This is a genomic window from Rhizobium sp. 05L429 (genome assembly GCF_056397645.1).
Map to the genome: position 1 here is coordinate 254,244 of NZ_JBFTNV010000004.1, position 24,393 is coordinate 278,636.

The 24,393-nt window shown below is 61.1% G+C and carries 30 protein-coding genes; 16 read left to right on the forward strand and 14 right to left on the reverse strand.

Features of this window, described 5'->3' with window-relative positions:
- Positions 1-94 precede the first annotated feature (94 nt).
- Positions 95-817 (forward strand): hypothetical protein, encoded by a 723-nt coding sequence (locus tag AC1DNW_RS06060; RefSeq protein ID WP_477852194.1) that lies wholly within the window; start codon positions 95-97, stop codon positions 815-817.
- A gap of 30 nt (positions 818-847) precedes the next feature.
- Here the strand turns inward: AC1DNW_RS06060 and AC1DNW_RS06065 are convergent, their stop codons facing one another.
- Together AC1DNW_RS06065 and AC1DNW_RS06070 are read right to left on the reverse strand one after the other, a co-directional pair.
- Positions 848-1,348 carry a GFA family protein gene (locus AC1DNW_RS06065; RefSeq protein ID WP_477852195.1) on the reverse strand — a complete coding sequence of 167 codons (501 nt, stop codon included), beginning with the start codon at positions 1,346-1,348 and terminating at the stop codon, positions 848-850.
- Positions 1,349-1,514: 166 nt separating this feature from the next.
- Positions 1,515-1,781: a DUF2277 domain-containing protein gene (locus AC1DNW_RS06070; protein ID WP_113301953.1), complete on the reverse strand. Its 267-nt coding sequence runs from the start codon at positions 1,779-1,781 to the stop codon at positions 1,515-1,517.
- Between the two features lie 91 nt (positions 1,782-1,872).
- On the opposite strand from AC1DNW_RS06070, the gene AC1DNW_RS06075 reads away from it, so the two are divergent.
- The 3 genes from AC1DNW_RS06075 to AC1DNW_RS06085 all read left to right on the forward strand — a co-directional run bounded on the left by AC1DNW_RS06075 (position 1,873) and on the right by AC1DNW_RS06085 (position 4,202).
- A complete protein-coding gene (locus tag AC1DNW_RS06075) occupies positions 1,873-2,004 on the forward strand; it encodes a hypothetical protein (RefSeq protein WP_477852197.1) in 132 nt (43 codons plus the stop codon).
- 15 nt (positions 2,005-2,019) lie between these two features.
- Positions 2,020-2,259 carry a DUF2934 domain-containing protein gene (locus AC1DNW_RS06080; RefSeq protein ID WP_477833110.1) on the forward strand — a complete coding sequence of 80 codons (240 nt, stop codon included), beginning with the start codon at positions 2,020-2,022 and terminating at the stop codon, positions 2,257-2,259.
- A gap of 182 nt (positions 2,260-2,441) precedes the next feature.
- Entirely contained in the window at positions 2,442-4,202 is a 1,761-nt protein-coding gene (locus AC1DNW_RS06085; RefSeq protein ID WP_113301955.1) for an adenylate/guanylate cyclase domain-containing protein, read from the forward strand.
- Positions 4,203-4,278: 76 nt separating this feature from the next.
- On the opposite strand, the gene AC1DNW_RS06090 is transcribed toward AC1DNW_RS06085, so the two are convergent.
- From AC1DNW_RS06090 to AC1DNW_RS06100, 3 genes are all read right to left on the reverse strand, one after another.
- A complete protein-coding gene (locus AC1DNW_RS06090) occupies positions 4,279-4,683 on the reverse strand; it encodes a PAS domain-containing protein (RefSeq protein ID WP_113301956.1) in 405 nt (134 codons plus the stop codon).
- Between the two features lie 117 nt (positions 4,684-4,800).
- Positions 4,801-5,328: a DUF4142 domain-containing protein gene (locus tag AC1DNW_RS06095; protein ID WP_477852199.1), complete on the reverse strand. Its 528-nt coding sequence runs from the start codon at positions 5,326-5,328 to the stop codon at positions 4,801-4,803.
- A gap of 90 nt (positions 5,329-5,418) precedes the next feature.
- Positions 5,419-6,003, reverse strand: coding sequence for a glutathione binding-like protein (locus AC1DNW_RS06100; RefSeq protein WP_113311389.1), 585 nt, complete (start codon positions 6,001-6,003; stop codon positions 5,419-5,421).
- Between the two features lie 114 nt (positions 6,004-6,117).
- Between AC1DNW_RS06100 and AC1DNW_RS06105 the strand changes: the two genes are divergently transcribed.
- Positions 6,118-6,486 (forward strand): winged helix-turn-helix transcriptional regulator, encoded by a 369-nt coding sequence (locus AC1DNW_RS06105; protein ID WP_113301959.1) that lies wholly within the window; start codon positions 6,118-6,120, stop codon positions 6,484-6,486.
- Between the two features lie 97 nt (positions 6,487-6,583).
- Positions 6,584-7,468, forward strand: coding sequence for an AraC family transcriptional regulator (locus tag AC1DNW_RS06110; RefSeq protein ID WP_477852200.1), 885 nt, complete (start codon positions 6,584-6,586; stop codon positions 7,466-7,468).
- A gap of 63 nt (positions 7,469-7,531) precedes the next feature.
- Here AC1DNW_RS06110 and AC1DNW_RS06115 read toward each other — a convergent pair whose 3' ends face one another.
- Entirely contained in the window at positions 7,532-8,734 is a 1,203-nt protein-coding gene (locus AC1DNW_RS06115) for an MFS transporter (RefSeq protein ID WP_477852202.1), read from the reverse strand.
- Positions 8,735-8,932: 198 nt separating this feature from the next.
- On the opposite strand from AC1DNW_RS06115, the gene AC1DNW_RS06120 reads away from it, so the two are divergent.
- Positions 8,933-9,124, forward strand: coding sequence for a DUF6494 family protein (locus AC1DNW_RS06120; RefSeq protein WP_113301962.1), 192 nt, complete (start codon positions 8,933-8,935; stop codon positions 9,122-9,124).
- A gap of 158 nt (positions 9,125-9,282) precedes the next feature.
- On the opposite strand, the gene AC1DNW_RS06125 is transcribed toward AC1DNW_RS06120, so the two are convergent.
- The gene (locus tag AC1DNW_RS06125; RefSeq protein WP_477833105.1) at positions 9,283-9,783 is read right to left on the reverse strand and encodes a BA14K family protein; all 501 of its coding nucleotides are present in this window, start codon (positions 9,781-9,783) and stop codon (positions 9,283-9,285) included.
- Positions 9,784-10,104: 321 nt separating this feature from the next.
- Here AC1DNW_RS06125 and AC1DNW_RS06130 point away from each other — a divergent pair, with 321 nt between their 5' ends.
- Positions 10,105-11,166: a class I SAM-dependent methyltransferase gene (locus AC1DNW_RS06130; RefSeq protein ID WP_113311404.1), complete on the forward strand. Its 1,062-nt coding sequence runs from the start codon at positions 10,105-10,107 to the stop codon at positions 11,164-11,166.
- A gap of 603 nt (positions 11,167-11,769) precedes the next feature.
- Here the strand turns inward: AC1DNW_RS06130 and AC1DNW_RS06135 are convergent.
- The 4 genes from AC1DNW_RS06135 to AC1DNW_RS06150 all read right to left on the reverse strand — a co-directional run bounded on the left by AC1DNW_RS06135 (position 11,770) and on the right by AC1DNW_RS06150 (position 12,921).
- Positions 11,770-11,976 (reverse strand): hypothetical protein, encoded by a 207-nt coding sequence (locus AC1DNW_RS06135; RefSeq protein ID WP_113302128.1) that lies wholly within the window; start codon positions 11,974-11,976, stop codon positions 11,770-11,772.
- Positions 11,977-12,015: 39 nt separating this feature from the next.
- A complete protein-coding gene (gene rpsU, locus AC1DNW_RS06140) occupies positions 12,016-12,264 on the reverse strand; it encodes a 30S ribosomal protein S21 (RefSeq protein WP_007819039.1) in 249 nt (82 codons plus the stop codon).
- Positions 12,265-12,292: 28 nt separating this feature from the next.
- Complete coding sequence (locus tag AC1DNW_RS06145; protein ID WP_113302127.1) at positions 12,293-12,583, reverse strand: cold-shock protein; 291 nt, start codon at positions 12,581-12,583, stop codon at positions 12,293-12,295.
- Positions 12,584-12,711: 128 nt separating this feature from the next.
- Positions 12,712-12,921 (reverse strand): cold-shock protein, encoded by a 210-nt coding sequence (locus AC1DNW_RS06150; protein ID WP_007819041.1) that lies wholly within the window; start codon positions 12,919-12,921, stop codon positions 12,712-12,714.
- A 529-nt stretch (positions 12,922-13,450) separates the two neighbouring features.
- On the opposite strand from AC1DNW_RS06150, the gene AC1DNW_RS06155 reads away from it, so the two are divergent.
- Complete coding sequence (locus tag AC1DNW_RS06155) at positions 13,451-13,960, forward strand: N-acetyltransferase family protein (protein ID WP_477852204.1); 510 nt, start codon at positions 13,451-13,453, stop codon at positions 13,958-13,960.
- Between the two features lie 35 nt (positions 13,961-13,995).
- Here the strand turns inward: AC1DNW_RS06155 and AC1DNW_RS06160 are convergent, their stop codons facing one another.
- A complete protein-coding gene (locus tag AC1DNW_RS06160; protein ID WP_113309127.1) occupies positions 13,996-14,568 on the reverse strand; it encodes a PH domain-containing protein in 573 nt (190 codons plus the stop codon).
- 360 nt (positions 14,569-14,928) lie between these two features.
- Here AC1DNW_RS06160 and AC1DNW_RS06165 point away from each other — a divergent pair, with 360 nt between their 5' ends.
- From AC1DNW_RS06165 to AC1DNW_RS06180, 4 genes are all read left to right on the forward strand, one after another.
- Complete coding sequence (locus AC1DNW_RS06165; protein WP_113309150.1) at positions 14,929-15,387, forward strand: hypothetical protein; 459 nt, start codon at positions 14,929-14,931, stop codon at positions 15,385-15,387.
- A gap of 194 nt (positions 15,388-15,581) precedes the next feature.
- Positions 15,582-15,956, forward strand: a complete 375-nt coding sequence (locus AC1DNW_RS06170) for a hypothetical protein (protein ID WP_113309128.1) — start codon at positions 15,582-15,584, stop codon at positions 15,954-15,956.
- 632 nt (positions 15,957-16,588) lie between these two features.
- Positions 16,589-18,481, forward strand: a complete 1,893-nt coding sequence (locus tag AC1DNW_RS06175) for an adenylate/guanylate cyclase domain-containing protein (RefSeq protein WP_162748497.1) — start codon at positions 16,589-16,591, stop codon at positions 18,479-18,481.
- Positions 18,482-18,587: 106 nt separating this feature from the next.
- A complete protein-coding gene (locus tag AC1DNW_RS06180) occupies positions 18,588-19,391 on the forward strand; it encodes a phosphodiester glycosidase family protein (RefSeq protein ID WP_113309130.1) in 804 nt (267 codons plus the stop codon).
- Positions 19,392-19,415: 24 nt separating this feature from the next.
- On the opposite strand, the gene AC1DNW_RS06185 is transcribed toward AC1DNW_RS06180, so the two are convergent.
- Positions 19,416-19,964, reverse strand: a complete 549-nt coding sequence (locus AC1DNW_RS06185) for an isochorismatase family protein (RefSeq protein WP_113309131.1) — start codon at positions 19,962-19,964, stop codon at positions 19,416-19,418.
- A gap of 550 nt (positions 19,965-20,514) precedes the next feature.
- Between AC1DNW_RS06185 and AC1DNW_RS06190 the strand changes: the two genes are divergently transcribed.
- Positions 20,515-21,000, forward strand: a complete 486-nt coding sequence (locus AC1DNW_RS06190; RefSeq protein WP_113302120.1) for a RidA family protein — start codon at positions 20,515-20,517, stop codon at positions 20,998-21,000.
- On the opposite strand, the gene AC1DNW_RS06195 is transcribed toward AC1DNW_RS06190, so the two are convergent.
- Complete coding sequence (locus tag AC1DNW_RS06195) at positions 20,987-21,988, reverse strand: AraC family transcriptional regulator (RefSeq protein ID WP_113309132.1); 1,002 nt, start codon at positions 21,986-21,988, stop codon at positions 20,987-20,989. The two genes, AC1DNW_RS06190 and AC1DNW_RS06195, sit on opposite strands and share 14 nt — an antisense overlap.
- 215 nt (positions 21,989-22,203) lie before the next feature.
- Between AC1DNW_RS06195 and AC1DNW_RS06200 the strand changes: the two genes are divergently transcribed.
- Entirely contained in the window at positions 22,204-22,974 is a 771-nt protein-coding gene (locus tag AC1DNW_RS06200; protein ID WP_113309133.1) for an alpha/beta hydrolase, read from the forward strand.
- A gap of 273 nt (positions 22,975-23,247) precedes the next feature.
- Positions 23,248-24,393 (forward strand): FAD-dependent monooxygenase (locus tag AC1DNW_RS06205; protein WP_477852207.1); only part of this gene is annotated, 1,146 nt, incomplete at its 3' end.

Sequence of the window (24,393 nt, forward strand, 5' to 3'; positions counted from 1 at the left end):
CAAATTACGGTTGCAAAGTTAAACCGAATAGAGAAAGATGTCGATAGGTTTCAAAATTAAACCTGCATGATCACACGAACCGGAGGGCCTTGGAATGACCGACCTATTGGATCTCGCAATTGAAGCTCATGGAGGCTGGGAACGCTGGCAGCAGATCGAGCAACTGCATGCGCACATCAAGGTTGGCGGCGCGATCTGGCATGTGAAGGGCTGGCCGGATGTCTATGCCGATATCCACACCTCGGTTTCCACCCGTCGTCCGCACACCGAATTCACTCCCTTCCTGGAGGAAGGACAGCATTGCGTTTGGGAGCCGGAACGAACGGCGATCGTTGCCGACAGCGGCGAAGTCATTGAGCAGCGCGTCGCAACGCGTTCGTTTTTTGAAGGACACACGATCCCCACGCCCTGGGACCGACAGCACCTGATCTACTTCACCGGCTATGCGATGTGGACCTATCTGACCACACCCTTCCTCTTCAAGCTTCCCGGCTTCATGACGGAAGAGGTCGAGCCGTGGCAGGAAGAGGATGAAATCTGGCGCCGGCTGAAGGTAACATTCCCGCCGACCGTCCCGAGCCATTCCACCGTGCAGACCTTCTATTTCAATTCGGACGGTCTGTTGCGACGCCATGACTATAGCGCCGAAATCATGGGTGGCACCAGGAGCGCCAACTATGCAAGCGACCACCAGGATTTCGCTGGTTTGACGATCCCGACGAAACGCAGGGTTTACGCAACCGATGCGGACAACCGACCCCTCCTCGATCGGGTCGCCGTCTCCATTGATCTGCTCGACATCGGCATCAAGCCGTAGCCCATCCACTCGTGACCGGCGGAATGGGACTCAGCCATCGCGCGCCCTCACCGGCCATGAGGCGGTGTCGTGATCGGGGTGCTGGTTGCTGCTCTCCTTGATCGCCGCGGCCCAGTCGGCGCCGTTGCTTTCGGTCGCTCCGGTATTTTCCATGTCCGTGATCGTTTCGAACCACGCCACCATGTTCTCGGTGCAGGTATTGGCAAGCGGCGAGAAGGCATTCGGATCGTCAAGCGAACCGATCATCAGGTTGGTGCGACCGTTTTCGAGGTGGTGGAAGAACAAGGGCGTGCCGCAATTGGCGCAGAAGCCGCGCTCGACAAGCTCCGAGCTCTTCCAGACATCAGGCTTGCCGCGTGTCCAGGTGAGTGCATCATCGGGCGCGGCGACAAGCGCGGCAAAGATGTTGCCCGAGGCTTTCTGGCACATGCGGCAATGGCAGAGATGCGAATTGTCGAGCATGGCGCTTGCGTGGTAGCGCACGGCACCGCACTGGCAGCCGCCGCTCACTTCCATCTCGATGCGTTTCATCTTTTCTCCTTCAAGAGGCAGGGTGGGCTTCATCTCTTCCAGGTTTTCGTCGTTCGACCATCCAGCGCAGCCGGTTTCTCGAGCCACACCTGCCGGCCTGCCAGCGGCGACTCGCGCCAGCAATCCCATTCCGAGGGAAGGATGCCTCAGGAGTTACAAGGCGCTCCTATGCGAAGCGGGTCGCGGATCGTGCCCGCGCCTTTGCGGCGACTTCCTCGCGGTCGCGTGGCGGTTGGGAAGTCTCCAGCGAATCCAGCAATTCATGGGCGCATCGCGCAATCGACATGACGGCGCTCTCGAACGCGGCCTCGTTGCGTTTCGATGGTTTGTTGGTTCCGCTGAGTTTGCGCACGAACTGAAGCGCCGCATCATGGATTTCTTCGTCCGTCGCTGGCGGATCGAAATTGAACAGGGGTTTGATATTCCGGCACATGCCTTGCTTCCCTTTATCGTCTCTGCGCCAGCGCCGTGGCGTAGGCGTTAAGCTAGTCGCATAGGCGCCAATTGCAACGGACCGGGCGCGCGTGGCCAGCCTCGCGAATGACGGTAAAGGGTCGACACCCGTCATGACCGAGGGAGCGCCGATTGCTGTCATCGTTCACGAGATCGACAACGACGGAACTGCCGTCACGATCGGCCGTTATGCTGCCTCGTAAACACGGAGGAATGCCATGGACGACCTGCAGCAGAGACGTGAGCGCGCCTATCGGATCTGGGTGGAAGAAGGCCGGCCGGAGGGCCGCCATCTCGATCATTGGCGGCGCGCCGGCGAAGAAACCGATGTCGGCGAGGAAGAGGCGGCGGAAACGACCGAGGCCAACGAGAAGGCCAATGACGATTTCAACCGCGACGGCGGCGAGCCCGGATCGGCAGCCGATATCCGCCCTCCGTCAATATCGAGCGCGGACTGACCGCGAAGGCGCTCAAGAGCATCGACCCGAAAACCGGGATCAATCGGGGTCGGCCAGTCCTACTGTAGAAAGCCTCCCTGGGCTTGCCATCGTATCGCCAGCGTTGCCAATCCCCGGACATCCGGGCCCGTGAATGTGCTACATTGGATCGTCGCGTGCTTCTGTTGCGGGAGGGATCGAGAATGCAACGCAAGCTGGCCACGATCATGGTCGGGGATTTCGTCGGCTCCACCACCGCGATGGAATCGGATGAGGAAGGCGCGATTGCCCGGATCGACACTGTGCTCGAGACCGTTCGCATGGTCGTCCAGCGCCATGACGGCCGGGTCTTCGGCACGGCGGGTGATGCCCTGCTCGCCGAATTCGCCAGTCCCGTCAATGCGCTCAGGTCCGCCATCGAGGCGCGCGCCGAGATTGCCGCCCTTCCTGGAGCGAGCGGCGGCGACATGCGGTTCGGCCTCCATCTCGCCGATGTCGTCGTCGTCGGCTCGGACCTGCGCGGCGACGGGGTGAATATCGCCGCGCGCATCGAGGCGTCTGCGCCCCCCGGCGCAATCGAGGTTTCCGGGCTGCTTTACGACCAGGTCCGGCGGATCTCGCCCTGCGGATTCGAAGATATCGGCGAACGGCAGCTGAAGGGAATCCTGGAGCCGATCCGGATCTACCGCGTCACCGAGCTGGTGGACCGTCACGTCTTTCAGTTCGCTCCGACACGATCCGCTCCCAATGCCAGCCAATCCCCCCGGACCAACTCGATCACGGTGGCGCGGTTCGACGTGGCGCCTGGCGCTGTTGCCGATCAATGTTTCCTGGCGGAGGGCATTACCGACGACCTGACGCTCGAACTCAGCCGCCTGAGGGGGTTGTTCGTCAGTTCGCGCTCGGCGGCAACCGCGCTGACGACGAAAGATCCCGTCGAGATCGGCCGCCTTCTCGGCGTCGGCTACGTCATCAGCGGCTCGATCCGGCAGGCGGGCGACGACCTCAGGGTCAACATCGCGCTGACCGAGACCGGAGAGGGTCTCGTCATCTGGTCGGATCGTATCAAGCGTCCGTTTCGCGAATTGCTCGATGTGCTGGACGAGATCATCGCTCGCGTTGCAGCAACCGTGTCCGGACGGATCGAGCAGTCGGAACTTGCAGCAGCGCGGCTGAAGCGCCCGGAGAACATGACGGCCTATGAGTATTACCTGCGCGGTGTGGACCATCACCGCCTGGTTGGCGTGTCGGATATTCACGTGCACGAAGCCATGGCCTGGTTCGAGCGGTCGATGGCCGCCGACCCCGGTTTCGGCCGTCCTTTCGCAATGCATGTCTGCTCATGGAGCAACCTGCCAAGCTTTGACATGCACAAGGCCGAACAGCAGGTGGCACATGCGCTCGCCCTCGACCCGTCCGACCCGGAAGCCCATCGCATCATGGGCGCGATCAAGATGAAATCGGGCGACTTCGTTTCGGCGCGCTACCATCACATTCGTGCCCACGAACTCGCGCCGAACGACGCCTATATTCTCGGCCGCAGCGCGGCGTTCTATGTCTATGCGGGAGAGCCTGAGCGCGCGCTGGAAATGCTTGACCGCGCCGAGACGCTCGATCCCTTCCTGCCGGTCTGGATCACCGAAGAGCGGGTGGCGGCCCTCTACGCGTTGAGCCGTTTCGAAGACATGATACGCGTCGCCCTTACACTGCCCTTCCAGACGAGGCGCAAGTCGCTCTACCAGATTGCTGCGAACATGGCCTGCGGCGACGCCGGAAGGGCTGAATTCCTGGTCCGGCAGGCGCTTTCCCTCGATCCCACCCTGTCGGCGGTCTATATCCGCATGCAGGAGACCTATGAAGACGAGTCGGTCACTGAAACCCTGGTCATGCGCAATTGCGATGCCGGCCTGCCGCTGACGCCGCGCAAGCCCGCAGCCCGGAAGAAATCACTCTTGCTGAGATGATGATCGCGAGAAGCATCCGCACGTCGATTTGAAGAGTTGGAGCGTCCTTCGTGCGTCCGAATGGACACACGGCCCTCTAATGCGTCCGCAATCCCTCATCCTCCGGCTCGGCCATCGGCACGACGATGCCGGAATAGAGCACGGGCGATCCGCTGTGGTCGCGAAAGGCCCGGCCGAATGCCGCAACCATCCGGTACCGCCCGTCCTTGCCCTGGACGCGATAGGTGTTCTGTTGCGCGATATCGGCAACGATGACATCAGAGATCTTCTTTGCCAGATCCGGACGGTCATCGGGATGCACGCGTGCCAGATAGTCTTCCAGCGGCAGGCCATGCACCGTGGCGTCGGGGTCGAGGCCGAAAAGCACGGCCACCGCGCTGTCTGCGAAGACGAGGTTCCTGACGATATCCCAGGTATAGATCCCCGCATCGCAGGCTACTTCATCGAACATATCGAACGAGTGAACGTTTTGCCCAGTCATTGCCTGCATGTTCCCGTCATTTATTTTAGTTAAGACTAATGACTTGCAGGAGAACGTCAAGGCGGGAACTTCCGCCCGCTTATGCAGGCTTGCCATTCCCGCCTCCTCGGCCATTCTTTACTTGTCCAAATCCTTTGCCATCTGCAGGTGATGCTCAAGCGCCGGGCGCGTGTTGGCGGCCCAGGCCTTCAGGTCCGCATTGTCGCCTTCGTCGCCATAGCGCTTGAAGAGATCGACCGCATCCTCATGGGCATCTTCCTGGTCGGAATGATATTGCTTGGTGAAATCCTCGCCCTGCAGGCCTTTGAGCTTGTCGAGCATGGATTGCTGCCCCGATGTCATCGCCTGCGGGATCTTCGCGCTGACCTTGCCGCTGGAAACCAGCGCCTTCAGTTCCTGCGTCGTCTTCTGGTGATCCTTGACCATCTGTTCTGCGAAGGCCTTGGTCGATGCATCGGAGCGCGCGATCGCAAGCTTGCTGGATTCGATCTCGAACATGTCGGATGTCGCCGCTTCCGCCACGAAATCCTCCGTTTTCGGCGCAACGCCGAGCACGGAATTGACACCGGTTTTTTCCGCCGCCGTCTGAGCGAGGACGGGAGATGCGATCAGCACGGCAAGGCCGGCGATGAGGAAAGGCTTCATGATTGTTCTCCTGGTTTGGGGGCGCCGTCAGGCCAACAATTCAGGCGGGCAAAAGTTCCTCCCGCCCGCCGGTCCCGGTAATTTCCGCGATCAGCCGAGTCCCTCTTCGGCAAGCGCCCTGATCACGGAGGGCAGCGCCCGCATGTGGTCGAAAGATCTGGCGAGCGCCTCCGGCAGCTCGACGCCGCTCCTGGGTGCGACCATCAGGACCCAGAACAGGTAGCAGTCGGCAATCGTCATCTCGTCGCTGACAAGGAATGTCTTATCGCCCATCTGGTCGGCAAGGATGGCGAAGGCCTGCGCCAGCTTTCCGCGGGCGCGCTCCTTCTCTGGCTCCGGGAAATCCCTGAAGAAGGGCTGGTAGCGCGAATGGATCTCCGACGACATGAAGGCAAGCGCCTCGAGCACCCGCCATCGAAGAATGCCATCTCCAGGCAGAAGCTTGCCGCTCTTCTCGGCGATATAGTTCAGGATGACCTGGTTCTCGGTCAGGACCGTTCCGTCTTCCAGTTCGAGCGTCGGAATATAACCCTTCGGATTGATCGACAGGAAATCGCGGCCATCCCCGGTCCTCTTGCCATGATCGATGCTGATCAACCGGTAGGAAAGCCCGGTTTCGATGAGCGCGATGTGATCGGCAAGGCTGCAGGCGCCCGGATAATAGATGAGGTTCATGGTGGTCTCCTGGTGGTGACCCATCTCCGGGGAGACAAGGTCTCTATTGTTGACCACAGCCACTTATGGGACCTAAAATCGTCCGTCAAAAGCATATCTTTGGGAGCAGGTCAGATGGATGTGACTGCCAGGCCGACAGCGGCCGACTGCAAGGGTGTCAGCGAAATCCTGAACCGGGTCGGCGACAAATGGACCATCCAGGTGGTCGTCGTACTCCGGCGGGGAGCGCTGCGGTTCAACGGGCTCAAACGGCAGGTGAGCGGGATTTCGCAGCAGATGCTGACGCGGACGCTCAAGACGCTGGAACGCGACGGCATGATTGCAAGAACCGTTCACCCCAGCACGCCGCCGCAGGTCGAATATACGCTGACGCCGCTCGGGCATTCGCTCTCGGAAACGGTGCGCCACCTCGCCGACTGGGCGGCTGAAAACAGGGGAAATATCGAGGACAACCGCCTGCGCTACGACACGGATCACGCATAAGACGATCCGCGTCGTCCGGACGCTAAAACCGCAAGATCGGTCGAGCGCGTCATGTCTGCCTGCCTTTAGTTGGTGCTGCCACGGAGAATACGGAACGATGAAGGCAGCGCTTCGAAACTACCATGCCCGGATGCAGCGGGTGCTGGATCACATAGACCGGCATCTGGACGACGATCTGGACCTCGACGCGCTGAGCAGCATCGCGGCCTTCTCGAAGTTTCACTTTCACCGGCAGTTCTCGGCGACCTTCGGCTTGTCGGTGCATCGCTATGTCCAGCTTGCCCGGTTGAAGCGCGCTTCACACCGGCTGGCCGCCAAGGGCGACCAGAGCGTCACCGACATAGCAATGGATGCCGGCTACGGTGCACCGGATGCCTTCGCCCGCGCCTTCAGGCAACGGTTCGGGCAATCGCCTTCGTCGTTCCGGAAATCGCCCGACTGGGTTCCGTGGCTTGCGGCCTTCAGGCCTCTCGAAAACGCAAGGAGCAAGCTCATGCAGATAATCTATGAAGAAGAAGACGTGACGATCCGCGATGTGCCCGCCACGCCGGTGGCGATCCTGGAGCATCGGGGCGACCGGGCAACACTTGGCGCCACCATCGAGCGCTTCATCGCCTGGCGCAAGGCCTTCGGCCTGTCACCCGAGACCAGCCCCACCTTCAATATCTTCCGGTCCCCGAGGACACCCGCGATCCCCGCCGATTACAGCATGGACCTGTGTGTCGGGACGGACAGGCCGATCGAAGCCGATGACGAGGTGATGAAGTCAGGCGTGATCCCGGCCGGACGCTGCGCGGTCATCCGCGTCGTCAACGATACCCACAATCTGGAACCCGCAGCGCTCTACCTCTACCGCGACTGGCTACCGGCCAGCGGCGAGGAAGCGCGCGATTTCCCGATCTATTGCCAGCGGCATTTTTCCTTCCTCCCTGATGTGCCGGTCCATGAGGTCGTCGTGGATCTTTTTCTGCCGCTGAAATAGCGCTGCGACGGCGGCCTGTCCCTACCGTCGCCGGGAAAGGGACGGGCCGCCATCCACCCGGCCTTATGGGTTCACGACGGCTTCGCTGACCGGACGACGGCCCCTGAGCAAAAGCAGGACGAGGATGGCGGTGCAGGAGCAAAGCAGGCAGAGGATCAGCACCGCCCTGCTCCCGAGATTGGTCATCAGGGAAATCAGCACCGGAGGAGAGATTGCAGAGATCCAGTTCAATGGCAGGGCGATCCGCGAAAGCGCCTTTGCAAACTCGCCCTTGTCATAGAAGACAAGCGGAATGGTCGACCTTGCGACGGCGAGCGCCCCGCTGCCGATGCCATAGAGGAGCAGGAAAACGGCGATGGCCGCCGGCGAGCCCTGAGCGCCGAAGAGAATGACCAGCGATCCGCACAGGATTGCCGATGAGGCGACCCCTATCGTTACGCCGTCCCACCGTTTTTCCGTGACGATATTGAGCCCCCGGGCACAGATCTGCACGATGCCGAGCGCCGAGCCATAGCCAAGTGCCTGCGTCGGGCTCAGGCCCTCGGCCTTCAGGAGCTCGATCAGAATGGAGCTGAAACCGAAGGTGATGAAGGCATTGAGCGCGATGGCAGCGACGATCAGATAGAACGTCCGGTCATAGGATCTTCCCGAACCCCTGGATGTCGTCGCCTTGGTAACGGCTGCGGCTTTGCTCCTTGCCGGCAGGCCGAAGATGTAGAGCGGCAGGCAGACCGTGATCATGACGACGGCATAGACTTCGCACGCGCCGCGCCATCCGATTTCTCCCGACAGGAACGATGTGAGAGGCCAGAAAACCGTGCCGAACAGGCCGGAGACCAGCGCCAGGCTCGCAATCGCCCGCGCCGCATTGCGGCCGGCGATCTCGTTGAGAAGGATGTGTGCCGGCGTGGTGAGACTGGCGCTTCCTGCCGCGCCGAGTACCAGCCAGCCAAGGAAATAAGTGACGGGCGAATGCGACAATGACACGAGCGCCAGGCCGAAAGCCGACATGATCGTTCCGCCGATCATGACCGGACGCGCCCCGATGCTGGTAAAAAGGCGCGAGAGGAACGGCGCGCAGGCACCCATCGTCACGTAGAAAACGGTGGTTCCCGCAAACACCGTCGATATGTCGATGTTGAGATCCGCCGCCATGTCCCGGCTGACGACCGCCGGGAAACTGACCGCGCCCCACCCTATCAACTGGGCGACCGAGAGCACGACCAAGGGCAACAATAGACGCGTCTCTGATCCGGGCCTGTCCATGAATCTATTCCTGATTTGCAATTGCAAATCACTAGCAAGTATGCTGCATCAGTTTTATGACAGCGGGCTTCCCCTGCGGTGACGGGTATCGGGTCGATCTCCCGGCTCGGGTTGATTATCGGCGCCGTACGCCCCATTCAGCTTTCCTGACTGCTCGCCTTCCCTTACAATCCCCTTCCGGATGCAGGGGATTTCACCATGAGCGAAGACGCTTTCAACATGTCGATCCGCAAGTTCCTGAAGGAAGTCGGCGTGACCTCGCAGCGCAAGATCGAGGAGACGGTGCGCGACGGGCAGATCGGCGGCAAAAAACTGAAGGTCCGCATGACGCTGACGGCCGAAGGCACCGGCCTCAACCACGTGGTGGACGGCGAAATCGATCTTCCGTAGGCAGGCTAAGTGATCAGGCGGCGCTTCCGACGCAACCAAAGCAGCGCGGCGGTGCCTGCGTCAACCGCTTTGCAGCGCCGCCTGTCCTGGCGGACGCACCAGGGTCGCCAGCACACCGGGCTCGTTTCCCCTGGCGCAATGATCCCTCGTGCGGGCCATCAATAATAGGGCGAGACGCAAGCCTGTCGCGGACCGTAATAGGGCTGGAACGTGTCGTCGTAAGCCCTGTAGGACCGGTAACGCGCAAAGCACCAGCGCGTATGTGCATTGCCGCCATAATAGGCCCGGCGGTAAGTGCGTGGCGCATAATAGCGTGGCGCATAATATCGCGGAGCGTAATAGGTCGAGCCGTAGTAGCCCCGGTCGTAGTAGCCCTGATCGTAATAACCAGAACCATAATATCTGGGCTGCGCCAGCATTCCGCCGATGATTGCGCCTGCGGCCAGGCCGCCGAGCGCCAAACCCCAACCGTCACCACCATGGTGGCGATAGTATCCGCCGCGATAGCCGCCGTAATAGCCGCCGTAACCACGGTAGCGCACGGGCTGGGCCTGAAGCGCCTCGACTTCGGGGGCGACAATGGTGGGAAATGCAACGGCCGGCGGCGCGCTCGTCAGCGCCGCGACCACCGACAGGGCAACGATTGCTAGCCTCTTCATGGCTTCACCTTTCCGTCTAAATGGCAGCCGATCATTATAGCGCGGAAAAGACGGCGTGGCACTTTATTTCCCGGCCGGCGATGGTGTTCCCGGAGGGGTCGACCTTGGCCGCCATTTCTCCCGCCGCGGTCGATCTGCCCCTGCGCGGCTTGCCGCAACTCTTCCACCTGCGACCGCTGGCCTGACCCGTCTGCCCTCACCCGCTCCCCTAACCCGAATGCAGCATTGACTGTCTGCCGCTCCGGCATAGATTCATCGGCGGGTCGATCTATCGGGCTGGGGCTGGCGCATCTTGAGGAGGGTGTCATGCAGAAAACCGATATGCAGCAACCTGACATGCAGAAAGTCGATGCACTCGTCGGTCGCCTGGTGGGCGATCTCGGGGCCGGCGTATCAGGCGTTCTCGTCGTGCTCGGCGATCATCTCGGCCTGTTCAAGGCGATGATGGACGGGCGGGCGCGATCCTCGATGGAGCTTGCGGAAACGACGAGCCTCACCGAGCGCAATGTGCGCGAATGGCTGGCCGCCATGGCAGCTGCCGATTACATCACCTATCACGAAGCCTCGAACAAATTCGCCATGACGCCGGAGCAGGCGCTGGTTTTCGCCAATGAGGACAGCCCCGCCTTCTTCGGCGGCGCCTTCGAAATCGTGCAGTCCATGTGGATGGACGAGCCGAAGGTGGAGGAAGCCTTCCGCACGGGGCGCGGTCTTGGCTGGCATGAACACAGCACCTGCCTTTTCCGCGGCACGGAGCGCTTCTTCCGGCCGGGCTATAACAGCCATCTGGTGACAGAGTGGATTCCCGCGCTGAAGGGCATGAAGGAAAAGCTGGAACGCGGGGCGGAAGTCGCCGATGTCGGCTGCGGCCACGGCGCCTCGACGATCCTGATGGCCCAGGCCTTCCCGAAATCGCATTTCCACGGCTTCGACTATCACGGTCCGTCGATCGACCGGGCAAAGCGCGCCGCAAAGGAGGCGGGTGTCGCCGACCGGGTGACCTTCAGCAAGGCATCGGCCAAGGATTTTCCGGCCGGCAACTATGATCTGGTCGCCATGTTCGACTGCCTGCACGACATGGGCGACCCTGTCGGGGCCGGCCGCCATATCCGCGAGACGATGAAAAAGGACGGCACCTGGATGATCGTCGAACCCTTCGCCCATGACGGGCTGAAGGACAATCTCAACCCCGTCGGCCGCGTCTATTACGGCGCCTCGACGATGATCTGCACGCCCGCCTCCATGGCCCAGGAGGTCGGCCTCGGGCTTGGCGCGCAGGCAGGCGAGATGAAACTGCGCAAGGTGGCGCTCGATGCGGGATATCACCACTTCCGCCGCTCGAGTGAAACGCCGTTCAACATGATCTTCGAGGTGCGGGCCTGAGTCGGTTTGGGTGAGGTGTGGAGACGCAGCCGATTGCTGCGAAAAACCCCTCCCCAACCCCTCCCCACAAGGGGGAGGGACTAACCTAAGGCACTGCCTCGCCCTCCCCGAAACGTCGAAGATTTAGAAAGCGGGCGCGGCACGTTAAGCCCCTCCCCCTTGTGGGGAGGGGTTTGGGGCGGGGTCTTTTTGCAGCCCCTGACAGCGAGTATGTTGAGGCCTCGGCAGATCGGTCATTTGCAGTTTTGGCAAATCGGGATGGGCTTCGTGTGACAAATTTGTCCCGAGAAAGCCCTGCCGGACATCTCCCCTACAAGGGGGAGATCGACAAGTGGCGTGACCTTCAAGTCACTTTGTCGTCACGCCAAGTTGCAACGTTGATTGCTTGGGGAAGTCGGTACGCCCAGCCAATCTCCCTCCTTGTGGGGGAGATGTCCGGCAGGACAGAGGGGGTGGCCACACGGCACAACGCAAAAGTGGCGGAGCTCAGAGCGGCTTATACCGCGACAGGCCAACGGCCAAACACAAAAAGCGGCGCCCAAAGAGCACCGCTTCAAAATCATCAATCACACGAAGCCACAGCAAGGCGAGGCCAAAAGGCCTCTATCCCTTTTTCGGCGCCCTGGTCTTCTTTACCGGCGCCTCGGGGGCGGGCTGGGCGAGCCTCAGCGCGCGCAGCTTTTCCGTCTTCTTCTGTCGGGCGACAGCTTCGCTTTCGAGGATGTCCCTGGCGACAGACGTCGTCTGCTCGGCCTTCGCCTGCGGCGAAAGCTTTTCGGGCTTGAAGAACGTGTCTTTCGTCTCGGTCATGTTTCCTCCTTCTCGATGGATTCGGAAACCGGGAAAACGTCAGCGACCGCCGCGGGCGGGCATCACCTTCTTCTTCGGTGCCGGGAGCAGGCCTTCGCGCTGCGCCTGCTTGCGGGCGAGCTTGCGGGCGCGGCGGATGGCTTCGCCCTTTTCGCGGGCGCGCTTTTCCGACGGCTTTTCATAGGCGCTGCGTTCCTTCATTTCGCGGAACACACCTTCGCGCTGCAGCTTCTTCTTCAGAACGCGCAGTGCCTGATCGACATTGTTGTCTCGGACGAGTACCTGCAAGTTTTCTCCTTAATCAGCGTTGCTGCTGTTATTTCCTGATGCGGATCGAATTCGAATTGATCCAGCTCGATTTCGAACTCTCGGTAGCCGCTCGCGCTTCGGAAGGCAAGGGCGGTGAATGCGATGCGAGCACGTCTATATCATCCTGACGGATGCTGCGCTCGAAATTCTCGTTCTGGAACCGGACGCGATAATGGACGAAGCCTTGCGCGGCCGGCATGACGGACAGAATGTTGCCGGAGCCCGAAGGCTGGACACTGCCGAGAACGCCATGCTTGAGCATGATGGTATCACCAGGTCGATAACGACGGTTTACCATATCGTTCTCCACATGAAATCAAAATAAAAGGCCGGGACTGCTCCCGACCTTCCCCGGCCAGTTCCTGGCCTCAGTCATCGCCTTTGCGCGCCAGTACATCCGTGGTCGCGCAAAGTCGTGACAATTTCTTAGGCAGCGCGGAGGTTGTCGGCAGAGCTCTTGCCCGAACGACGGTCCTGCACGATGTCGTAGGTAACCTTCTGTCCGTCTGCGAGCGAGCGCAAGCCTGCGCGTTCAACTGCAGAAATATGGACGAAAACGTCGGTGCCGCCGTTATCCGGCTGGATAAAACCGAAACCCTTGGTGGCGTTGAACCACTTGACTGTACCTGTATTCATAACGATCTCCTTTCAAAGCAACCGTTGAAGTTCCCCGCGATACCCTGCGGGATTGGGTCGATTATTTGGAAGGAAATCTGACGAGAGCGCAAGGCTCTTCAACGACGTCACAAGCAATGGTCGATTTGCGTAATATACGGTCAATTTTAAATTTGGCAACAGAAATCAACGGAAAGGCTTAAAATCGCCGACAAGTTCCGCCCGTAAACGGCTGATTTGGCGTTAGAATACCATTTGCGCGGCCGGCGGCCGGTAGCCTCGCTGAAAGGCTGAAAGCCGCGCCGTTGTGTGGTGGCTCACGCCCCCCTGTCCTGCCCGACAGCTCCTCCAAAGGGAGGCAGATTCGCAAGTCGCGGAAAGCGGCCGCTCATATCCGGATAAAATGCGTGCTCAGCCCGCAGACTTCATCACCCGTTGAGGATATGGCCTTGGGGCCTGCCTGGATGTAATAGGAATCTCAGCCCCCGAGGCGCCGGCATCGATACGGCGCTTTCGATCGAGGCGAATCGAAAGCCCACTGGAACCACATATGGCGACGAAGCCGGTTGAACATGCAGTAAAGATCCGCCCTGCCACATCGGGCGACATGGAAATTCTCGGCGGCTTCGGCGCCCTGCTCGTCGCGCTGCATCACGAACTGGACGCCAGGCGCTTCATCGAGGCGGCAAAAAGCACGCCGGCGCGATACGGGCAGTTCCTCGAAAGCCAGCTCGCGCGACCAGAGGTGATCGTGATCGTCGCCGAAGAGGACGGCGCGCTGCTCGGCTATGCCTATGCGGTCTCGGAAGGCTTCGACTATATGTCCCTTCGCGGGCCGGCAGGCGTCATCCACGATCTCTTCGTCGATCCGGCGCGCCGCCGCGAAGGCGTCGGCAAAATGCTGCTGGAAGCGGCGATGGCCGGCTTGAAATCCCTCGGCGCCGAACGCTTCGTGCTCTCCACCGCCTACCGCAACGACATCGCCCGCAGCCTGTTCGCCGCCATGGGATTCCGCCCGACGATGGTCGAGATGACGCGCGAAGCGGATGAGGCCGGCTAAAGGGGCCGCAGACAGGCAGTTTCACTGGTTTACCGCTATGATGCGGAGGTTCGCCTCGCCGCAGCCGCCCCAAGCCGCAGCTTCTCGATCTCCGCAGCGGCCTCGCCGACGTTGTGCACACCCAGAAATGCCAGCTTTACAACCTTGTCGTCATCGACAGTTTCCCGGCGGAACGTGATCGATCCGGCACCATCACGTCCCTGCGTGAGCTCCACGGCATTGATGGCCGAGGGAGCGATCGTCGTCACCTGTTTGCGCCTGAGGTCTTTGACGATCAACAGCCTGTGGTCAGTGACCGCATAAACCGTGCGACGCGTCACCAGTACCGCCCGAATTCCATGTAGAACGCTCAGAAGACCAAATCCGAAGAACAAGAGGCCGAAAAACACACCCACAGGACCCTTGGGTGCATCCGACAGCATGTAATCGTTGAGAGAGGGGAATAAAAATCCCGTGCCGACGCCGGCAGTCAATAGTCCCACCCAGAATTGCCCCTGCTCGATGGCTGCAGTTGCCCGCATATTGGGCCGCCCTTTCCAGAGGATGATCTCCCCTGGGCGAAGCTCTTTCCTGAGCGCGCCATCTGCATCCCAAAATCTGGAAGCCATTGCCTGTGCCCTGCTCCTAGCGGCCGAGAGCTTCAATTTCGCGCTTCCTTAAAAGCCCGCTTCAGCAGAGGTCCGGAGTGGCAACAAATCCATTCGCGACATCCCTCTTGCGTGTCGCTATTGGTTATCCGACTCTGGCATAGAGTCAATTCTGAATTGAAGAATAGTGTCCGCCCGAACACCCGGAAATTCGCCGCAGCGAAGCAGGACAAGCGGCTGTTGCCGCTAGGGATAGCCCTGCCCCACAACGTCTTCAGAAGGATCAGGCGACGGCTTGTTCTGCCATCGACCCGCCACTTTCTGCAATCATGCCTAGAAGCGGCCGGGGTGGATGGTGCTGTCTTTCAAATGGGGATTTCGATGAAGTCATGTCATGTCGCAGCCGCAATTCTTGCATCGCTTTTCCTGGGGCTCACAGCCTCGCAGGCCGCCGCCTGCAGCTGCAAGGAAATGTCCGAAAAGGAGAAATTCTCCAGCGCCGACCTCGTTGTGAAAGGCCGCATGAAGCTCGTGACCTACGGTGTCCCGCTGCCGGTTTCGCAGGGCGATGAGCCGCCGCCCCGGATGACGCGCGGCGATTTCGAGGTCGACAAGGTCCTGAAGGGCAAGCTCAAGGACAAGACCCTGCCTATCTATACCGGCACCGGCATGGGCGATTGCGGCCGGCTCGACGCTTTCCTGGGCGCCGCCGTCTATTACGAATCCGATAAATTCGCCGTCTGGGAATTTGGCCTGTCGAAGATCGAACATGGCGGGCAGACCGTCTATTTCACTTCGATCTGCGAGTACATCAAGGCCCCAAACCAGAAGGAAGAGTGAGCCCTCGGCTCTCGCCGGTATCCGGCTACCGGACCCCCTGTGCCCTATATGCGCCATCGCGAATAAAATTGTGCAGTGCGGCTCTCCCGGCTTGCCCTTGCCTTCGGTTGACGGTTTTTGGGAACTTCCGGCTGCAGGGAGGATTCATAGGATGAAGCACCCCTCGCCCCTTCCCCGCATGGCAGGAGTGGACCATGGCAAAGGCAACTGAGTTCAAGACCATCAGGGCGCTCGCCATCGCGCTCTGCGCCGCCCTGCTTTTCAGCGGCGCCGCCAAGTGGCCGACCTTGCCGAGCTCGGGCTTTCTGACCGGCCGGGGCGCAGCACCCGAAGATGTCGACAACGGAACCGCGATCTTTGCTGCCGGGCAGGATGACCTCAGCTATGGAAAGCCGATCAATATCGAAATCCCGCAATACGGCTATTTCCGGCAGGACGATAAATACGTCATCATCCTGCAGGCCGAGAAATATGACGGGAAAAGCATCATCGGCGCTGAGACATTCGATGGCGAGAAGGTTGTCGGGCTGCTCGACGAGTTCGAACTGCTGGGGGTTCACGCCCGGTAACCTCCTGCGCTTCGCTATGCATCCGGCTGCGGCGGCGTCCAGCCGGTCTCGGCCGCCCATGACAGGTGCGCCGCCGGCATCGGCATTCAGACGGCGGCCGGGGTGGCGCGCAAAAAAAGAGGCTCGTCGGGAGAGACGGCCTCGAAGTTGCGTCAATTTGGCCCAGCTCCACAGGGCCGACCTCACCCTAGCCGTTAGCCTGATAACCGCCACCCCCAATCGGGTGATATTTGACGGGATTGAGAAGATTTTCGGGAAAAGTCAGGGGATTCAAGGGGGCTTCCGTGACGTGAGCCTCGGCGGGTGGCGCAGTTCCGCCGCAACCGTCATTTCCTTGTCCTTGCGGCAGCTCGAGGGATACTCATTGGGTGAAGGTGATGAAGCATGCGCCGTGTGGCACCCCCCTCTGCCCTGCCTGTCATCTCCCTGTCCTCAGCCACGGCAGCAGACCGATCAGGGCTGGCAACTTCGCGGGCGGGCTCGCCCGACAGGAAGCCCCGATTACGCCCAAAGCGGGCGCCCGACGGCTCACCTGCCGCGTCTGTTTTCCCGACATGATTGCGCCGGATTCTAAGCGCTACGATCAAGCATTGCGGTCACAGCGAGCGGTCAACAGGATTTGGGGGCTTCCAATGCAACGCAGGTTGTCGGCTATCCTCTCGGCTGACATCGTCGGCTACTCACGTTTGATGGAGATCGATGATATCAGCACGCTAAGCCGCCTCAAGGTGCTGCAGCGTGATCTGGTCGACCCCTGTATTGCCACGCACAAAGGCCGGATCGTCAAGCTGATGGGCGATGGGATGCTGGTGGAGTTCACCAGCGCCGTCGATGCCGTAAGATGCGCAACCGAGGTTCAGCGCAGGATGGCCGGGGCCGAACCCCGGGAGGCCCAGGACCGCCGTCTCGTCTATCGCATCGGGATCAATCTCGGCTACATCATCGTCGATGGCGAGGACATCCATGGTGATGGGGTCAATGTCGCGACGCGCCTGCAATCTCTTGCCGATCCCGGCGCAGTCGCGATCGCCGGCATCGTGCGCGAGCACATCGACAGCGCTTTGGGGATCGACTTCGAGGATTTCGGCCAGCATTCCGTGAAGAACCTCGAGCGGCCGGTGCAAGTCCATATGGCGCGCTTCAGGCACCGGCAGGATTCATCGCCGACGCAGCCCGAAGCAGCGGCGACCGCCACTGAGCGCGAAGTGGCGTCGATCGCGGTGCTGCCGTTCACCAATATGAGCGGGGATCCGGAGCAGGAATATTTCAGTGACGGCATCACCGAAGACATCATCACCGATCTTGCCAAAGTGTCCGCGCTCAGCGTCGTCGCCCGCAATTCGAGCTTCATCTACAAAGGCCGCTCCGTGGACGTGAAGCAGGTGGGCCGCGAACTCGGCGTGCGCTACGTGCTGGAAGGCAGCGTGCGCAAGGCCGAAACCAGAGTGCGCATTGCCGCCCAGCTCATCAATGGAACGGATGGTCGGCACGTATGGGCGGAGCGGTACGACCGCGACCTTGAGGATATCTTCGCGCTGCAGGACGAGATCTCCAAACACATTGTTGACGCGCTCAAGGTGCGGATTCTCGCAAGGGAGCTCGAGATCATCACCAGGCGGGGAACCGACGATCCGCAGGCCTATCAAATTTATCTGATGGGACGATCATTCTTCAACCGCGGACACGAATCGAAGAACATACAGGCAGCCCGGTCTCTGTTCGCGAAGGCCATCGACATCGATCCGCTCTATGCGCGGGCCTATGCCGGATTGGCCGACTGCGATTCCTATCTCCTGCTCGCCAACGATCCGACTGCGACATACGACAACGTCATAGACAATGCCGACCGGGCCCTGCGGCTCGATCCCGATCTCGCCGACGCCCATGCATCGCGGGGCATCGCAATGTTTACCAAGGGCCTGCGCGCCGAGGCGGAAACCGAATTCGAGCGCGCTCTGGAACGAGACCCGACCTCCTACGAGGCAAACTTCTTCTATGCGCGCAATTGCCACGCGCAGGGCCAGTTCGAAAGGGCGCGCGGCCTGTACGAGCGCACCATCGCCCTGAAGCCGGATGACTACCGCGCCTGGGACCAGTTGCGAGCGGTCCATGTCTCCCTTGGACACCATCAGGAGGCGATACAGTCCGCGCAGGAATGCCTCCGGCTGATGGAAGGAGAGATCGCCGCACATCCCGACGAGCCGATCCTTCTGTGCTACGGCGGCTGTCTGCTGGCGGATCTGGGCGAGATGGAGCGTGGGGCGTCCTGGGCATCCCGCGCCGCCGCAATCGCCGGTGACGATCTCAGAGTGCTCTATAATCTCGCTTGCTGCTACGCGAAGCTCGGCATGCCCTCGGAGGCCATCGCCTGCCTTGAACGGCAGGCGTCGGGATCGCCGACCTATCTCGCGTCGGTCACAGCCTGGATGAAAAAAGACAGCGACCTGGACCCCCTGCGAAACCACCCGCATTACCAGGCTCTCGCCGACCGGCTGGACGCTCAGCTCGCGGCAGGGAAGGCTTGATATCCAAGCAGTCAGAGCTGCCGCAAACGTCAATCTGATCCTCGCCCTCGCCTTCTTGCGCCCTCATGGCTACAAGTCCCGAGCAATGACGCCATCAGGAGATACCATGCCTCGCGCCATGTTCGCCTTCATCCTGCTTCTTGCCGGCACCCTCACCGCTGGAGCACAGGCCCCGGATGCGGCCGGGTCATCCACTCCTGATCAGCCCTGTGCGCGCGAGACCTTCGAAGGCACCGCCTATATCGTCTGCCGCGTCGATCCGGCAAAGGCCGATCTTCGCCTGTTCTGGAAGGATGCCGCGGACAAGCCCTATCGCAGCTTTTCAGGTGTCGCCGACGCCGTCACCAGCCAGGGACATCGGCTCGTCTTTGCTATGAATGCCGGCATGTACCGTGAGGATTTTTCGCCGATCGGGCTTTATGTCGAGGATGGCATGGCGCTGGTGCCGGCCAACAGCGATGCGCCGCCGAAAACATCCGGCCCGGTGCCGAACTTCTACAAGAAGCCGAACGGCATCTTCTATCTCGATGAGACCGGCCCGCATATCATGCCCACCGAGGACTTCCTGAAGCAGCAGCCGGAAGTGCGGCTCGCCACGCAATCCGGCCCGATGCTGGTCATCGACAACGGGATCAACCCGATCTTCATACCAGGCTCGACCGACCGCACGCGCCGCAATGGCGTGGGCATCTGCGCAGATGGCACGCTGCGCTTCGTCATCAGCGAGGACCGGGTGAATTTCCACGATTTCGCCCGGCTCTTCCGCGACGACCTCAAATGCCCCGATGCGCTCTTCCTCGATGGCGGTCGCGGCACCGGGCTTTACAATCCGGTCCTTCGCCGCAACGACACGTCCTGGCATGGCGGCTACGGGCCGATCTTCGGGCTGGTGGGGGAGAAAGAGGACTAGATCCTGGATCCGGCGTGCGCCCCGTCAGGCAGGCTGCATGGCCATCAGCTGCCGTGTGTCGACGATCTCGGCGAAATCGGATTCCAGATGTGCCATCGTCACGTCGAAGATGGTGCGGGCCGATAGATCTGCGGATGGCAGGTCGAAGCCGAGCACGGCGTCGCTGACGACGCTCATCTTGAAGCCGAGATCGGACCCGGCGCGCACGGTGGTATTGACGCAGAAGCCGGCGACCGCGCCTGTCACCACCAGATCCGTTATGCCGACCTCGCGCAGATAACCTTCCAGCTCGGTGGAGGCAAAGGCCGATGACGTGGATTTGATGAAGACCGGTTCGTTCTCCCGCGCTTCCGCGCAGGACATAGGCCGGTATCCCGGCGCATTTTCATTCAGCGGCGAGTTCTCGTCGGCATCGCGATGGCGGATATGGATGACGGGCTTGCGGGCGGCGCGAAAGGCGGCGGCAAGGGCTGCGATCTTCTCTGCTGCCTCGCCATTCACACGCCCGCGCCCGGCGTCGAGCCGCTCCTGCATGACCATCTGCATATCGATGATGAGGAGTGCAGTCGTCATGGTCCGGGTTCTTCTCCGCGCTTGAAGGGCTCTCGGCAAATCCTAGCATTTGCCGCTGGCCAAGTCGCTTGCAAAACAGGGCAACAGGCCCGACGGGTCATCACTTCTGCGCCAGTAGCATCACTTCTGCGCCAGTAGCATCATTTCTGCCCGCATTGCATGGGCTGGATGGTGACGCGAACTGCGGGCGTTGACTGGTTCGTCAATGTCCGCGCTGGTCCGGCCATGCAATCCGCCAAGTGAAGTCGCCATGCACATGAGATACGCCACCGACCAGCGGGTCATCAAACCTCTTTTCGTTGCGGCGGCATTTGGGCAGGGTCGGATGGGATCTCGAGTGTACGAATTCACGACGCAAACAACTGTGGAGGACATCCAGTTTCCAGAGGGCGCGATCGTCTTCGCGGACCCTGTATTTCCTCGACTAGGGGCAGCCGACTGCGCTGCTGTTGTCGGGCGACAGCATCTGACTTGCCTAGCATCAGCGGATGCGGCGCCACTGACCGCGTCTCGTTGGAACTTCCAAAACAATAACAGGAGTCAATCACCAATGTCGCATATCGAAAGCCAGCTGCAACGGTTTGGACTAGAACTTCCGGCGCCGATCCTGCTTCCGCCTGACGTGAAACTCTCCTTCCCCTGGGTCCGCATTTCGGGGTCAAAGGCTTATATTTCCGGACACGGGCCGCTCAATTCAGACGGCTCGATAGCCCGACCGCTCGGAAAGGTGGGGAAAGATCTGTCGTTGGAAGAAGGCTACCATGCCGCTCGCCTGACCGCGCTGGCAATGTTAGCCAGCCTGAAAGTTGCGTTGGGTGATCTGGACCGGGTGGACAGCTGGCTTCGCGTCTTTGGCATGGTGAATACAGATTCCTCCTTCAACTCGTATCCACTCGTTATCAATGGCTTCAGCGACCTTATCGCAGAGGTTTACGGCAGCGAACGCGGATCCCACGCCCGCTCCGCGATAGGCGTGGCAGGCCTGCCGTTTGATCTTCCCGTCGAGATTGAAGCTGAGGTTCTTATACGGCCTTAGCGACGGCCTGGACGTCAGCCTGGTCAAGATCAGTCAGCGGCGTCTGATCAGGAAATTCCCCTGGCCTCGGGCGGCCGTCAGCGCGCCGAGTTGCTCGATAACGGCCGGGTGACAGGCCGTGGTGCCGATGGAACAACTTCGAGAACGCCGCGGCGGTTTCGTAGCCGACGCGGCTTGCGATCCGGGCAATCCCCTCATCGCTTGATTCCAGTAGAAACGCAGCCTCCGACATCCGGCGCGCGATCAGATAGCGCTGCATGGACTGGCCGACGAGCCTGGTGAAGCGAGCCGAAAACACCGAGCGGCCGAGCCCCACGCGGTGTGCGAGGTCGCGAAGTGTCCAGGGCAGATCCGGTCGGTCGTGGATCAACTCGAGCGCCCGTCCAATATACGGGTCCGCCATCGCCCCAAGCCATCCGCCTTCTCCTGGCCCGAGAGATTTGATCCAGCTTCGCAACACCTCGACGAAGAGCACCTCTGTCATTCGCGAGAGCGCGACGCGTTGGCCGGGACGTTCAAGCGCCGACTCGCTCACCATGCGTCGCAGGATAGCCTCGAGCCAATCACCGTCGATCGTCGGCTTCAGGAGGAGTACGGGCGGAAGCAGTTCCATCAGGCTACCGCGCGAGGGCCACGATAGAATGAAATTGCCACAGATCATCGTCGAGAGCGGCTGCGCGCTCCCTCCGTGGCGCACGACGCCAAGACGTGCGGATCGATCGAGGTCGATAATCGGGAGCGGCTTCGTCCGGCTATCCGAGTAAATCAAATGGGGTTCGCCGCGTGTGACGACGACGAGATCGCCCTCCTCCAAGCAGAGCTCTTCCCCATGTTCGAGAGCGAGGGTGGCTGTGCCACGACTGAGATAATGGAACAGCGCGTAGGGGCGCTCCGGCAAGGCCAGGTTCCAGGGATGACCGAGCTCGAAGTGAAAGAGCAAGGTTCCGCTAAGGCGAACGCGATCGAGCACTTCGGCGAGCATGTCCATGCCCCTGATGGTAGTCCGCCGCACGGTCGGACACAATATCCGGACGATCGGGGCCTAACGTCCAAGAACCCTTCGTATTATTTCGTGTCGAGGTGAGCCAACAGGGTCACCCAGCAAGCAATCTGGCAAACTGCCGCAACACGAAGCGCGACTTTACCCAAGCGCCTGCCCTTTCCTTGGGATCGGGGTTGTCGGCATCCCAACAGGAGCAAGCAATGCGAATTAAACTACTCTTAGCCGCCACCGTTCTCTTCGCCGGGGCAGCGTTTGCCGCACCCGCCCGATCGGCTGATCTACCCAAGGGGGCGGCGCACAACATCGTGCTCGTCCATGGCGCTTTCGTCGACCAGACAAGCTGGAAGCCCGTTGCCGATATCCTCACGAAGAAGGGCTATAACGTAACGCTGGTGGAAAATCCTCTCACCTCCCTCGCTGCGGATGTCGATGCCACCAGGCAGGCGCTGGCGAAGCAGGACGGCAAGACCGTCCTCGTTGGCCACTCCTGGGGCGGCGTGGTCATCACGCAAGCCGGTGACGATGCCAAGGTCTCCGCGCTCGTCTACGTCTCCGCCTTCGCGCCTGATGTTGGAGAATCTCTGGCGGCCCTGGCCAAGAACGGCCCGACAACTGAAGGCACCAATGCAATTCATCCCGACGACAAGGGCAACCTCTATATCGATCCCAAGGTGTTTCCCACGGCAGTCGCGGCGGACCTTCCGCTGAAGATCGCCGAATCCCTGGCAAACTCGCAGCTTCCGCTGAACCACACAGCCTACGAGGCTCCGGTCGATATCGCAGCCTGGCACGACAAGCCGACGTTTTATGTGATCAGCACAAAGGACAGGGTAATCGCACCGGAGACCCAGAAATTGTTCGCGGCCAGGATCAAGGCCAAGACCACAGAGGTGGCTGGCAGCCATGCCTCCCTCGTCGTCCATGCGCAGGAAGTCGCTGCGGTCATTGAAAAGGCCACGCTCACGAACTGACGATACTGCTCCCGGTGCCACCGTGCCGGGAGTATCTCTCCCCCGCTGAAAACACGCAGGGCAAGGTTGGAACATGGGTCAACTCTCGGCGCAAATGCCGGGTCGGACGTGATGCGGTGCAGCGCAGCCGATGGCTCCGTACCGCATCAGGAAGGGCGCGCCCCGCCCCAGGCAGAGCCCACGACAACCAAAGGCTGAGTCCCCGCAAGAATACATTATACCCATTCGTGAAATCCGGCTATGATCCCGCCACCATAGCCGAGGGGTGGTGAAATGATTTCGTCGCTTCAAAACCTGCTTGCGGGGCGTGTCGACGTGTGCGTCGTCGGCTCCGGGCCTGTCGGTCTGGCGCTGGGCATCGCGCTTGCCCGGTCCGGGCTTTCGGTCGCACTTCTGGAATCCGGCGGCAAGAACATCTCGGCAAAGACGAACCGGCTGGCGGCGGCGGCCTCCATCAGCACCACCCACCATGCCGAAGCGAGCCTGACGATCCGCCGCGCGATCGGCGGCACCTCGAAAGCCTGGGGCGGCCGCTGCGTGGAGTTCGACGACAGCGATTTCGATGGCAGGCCGTCGCGCGGCGATGCGCGCTGGCCGATCGGGCACGACGCCTTCAGGGCCTATTATGACGATGCCCGCGCATTTCTGGGCGCCGAGCTGCCAGCCGTCGAAATGCCTGACATGGACGGCGATTTCGAGCCCTCGATCGAGAGCTGGGCCCGCGAGCCCGATATGGCCAAAGCGCATGGGGCGCTGATCGAAAGCCTGCCGAACCTGCACCTCGTCACCCGGGCAACGGTGATCGGCCTCGATGTCGATCGCGAAGGCGCCCGCACGAAACGGCTCATGGTGTGGCATCGCGGCAAACTGCATTCCGTCGGGGCGACGGTCTTCGTGCTGGCCTGCGGCGGGCGCGAAAATGCCCGGCTGCTGCTGGCAGCGCAGGAAATCGCGCCGCGGCTTTTCGGCGGCGTCGATGGCCCACTCGGACGCTATTACATGGGGCATCTGGCCGGCGAACTCGCCCGCATCCGCTTCACCGATCGCAGCTTCATGGAAAAGATGTTCTTCCGGCGAAACGGCACCGGCGCCTGGTTCCGCTCGCGGCTGATGCCCGGCGTCAGGCTGCAGCAGGAACATGACCTTCTGAACAGCGTCTTCTGGCTGCGCAGCCCGCCGCTGGAAGAGGTCTATGCGACGGCGGGCGCACGCGCGACGCTGAACATGTTCAGGGCGATCACCGGCAGGCGCAAGATGCGCCGGCTGTCCTTCAAGGCGCAGGTATCCGATACCGCCTCGCTTTCCGATCTCGTCGCAAACCCTGTGCAGAGCTTCAACGCCGCCCTGCAGCTGACGACGGCAGCGCTGAAATCCGAGCGCCAGCCGAACTTTTTCGTCAAAAACGGCGAACATCTCTAC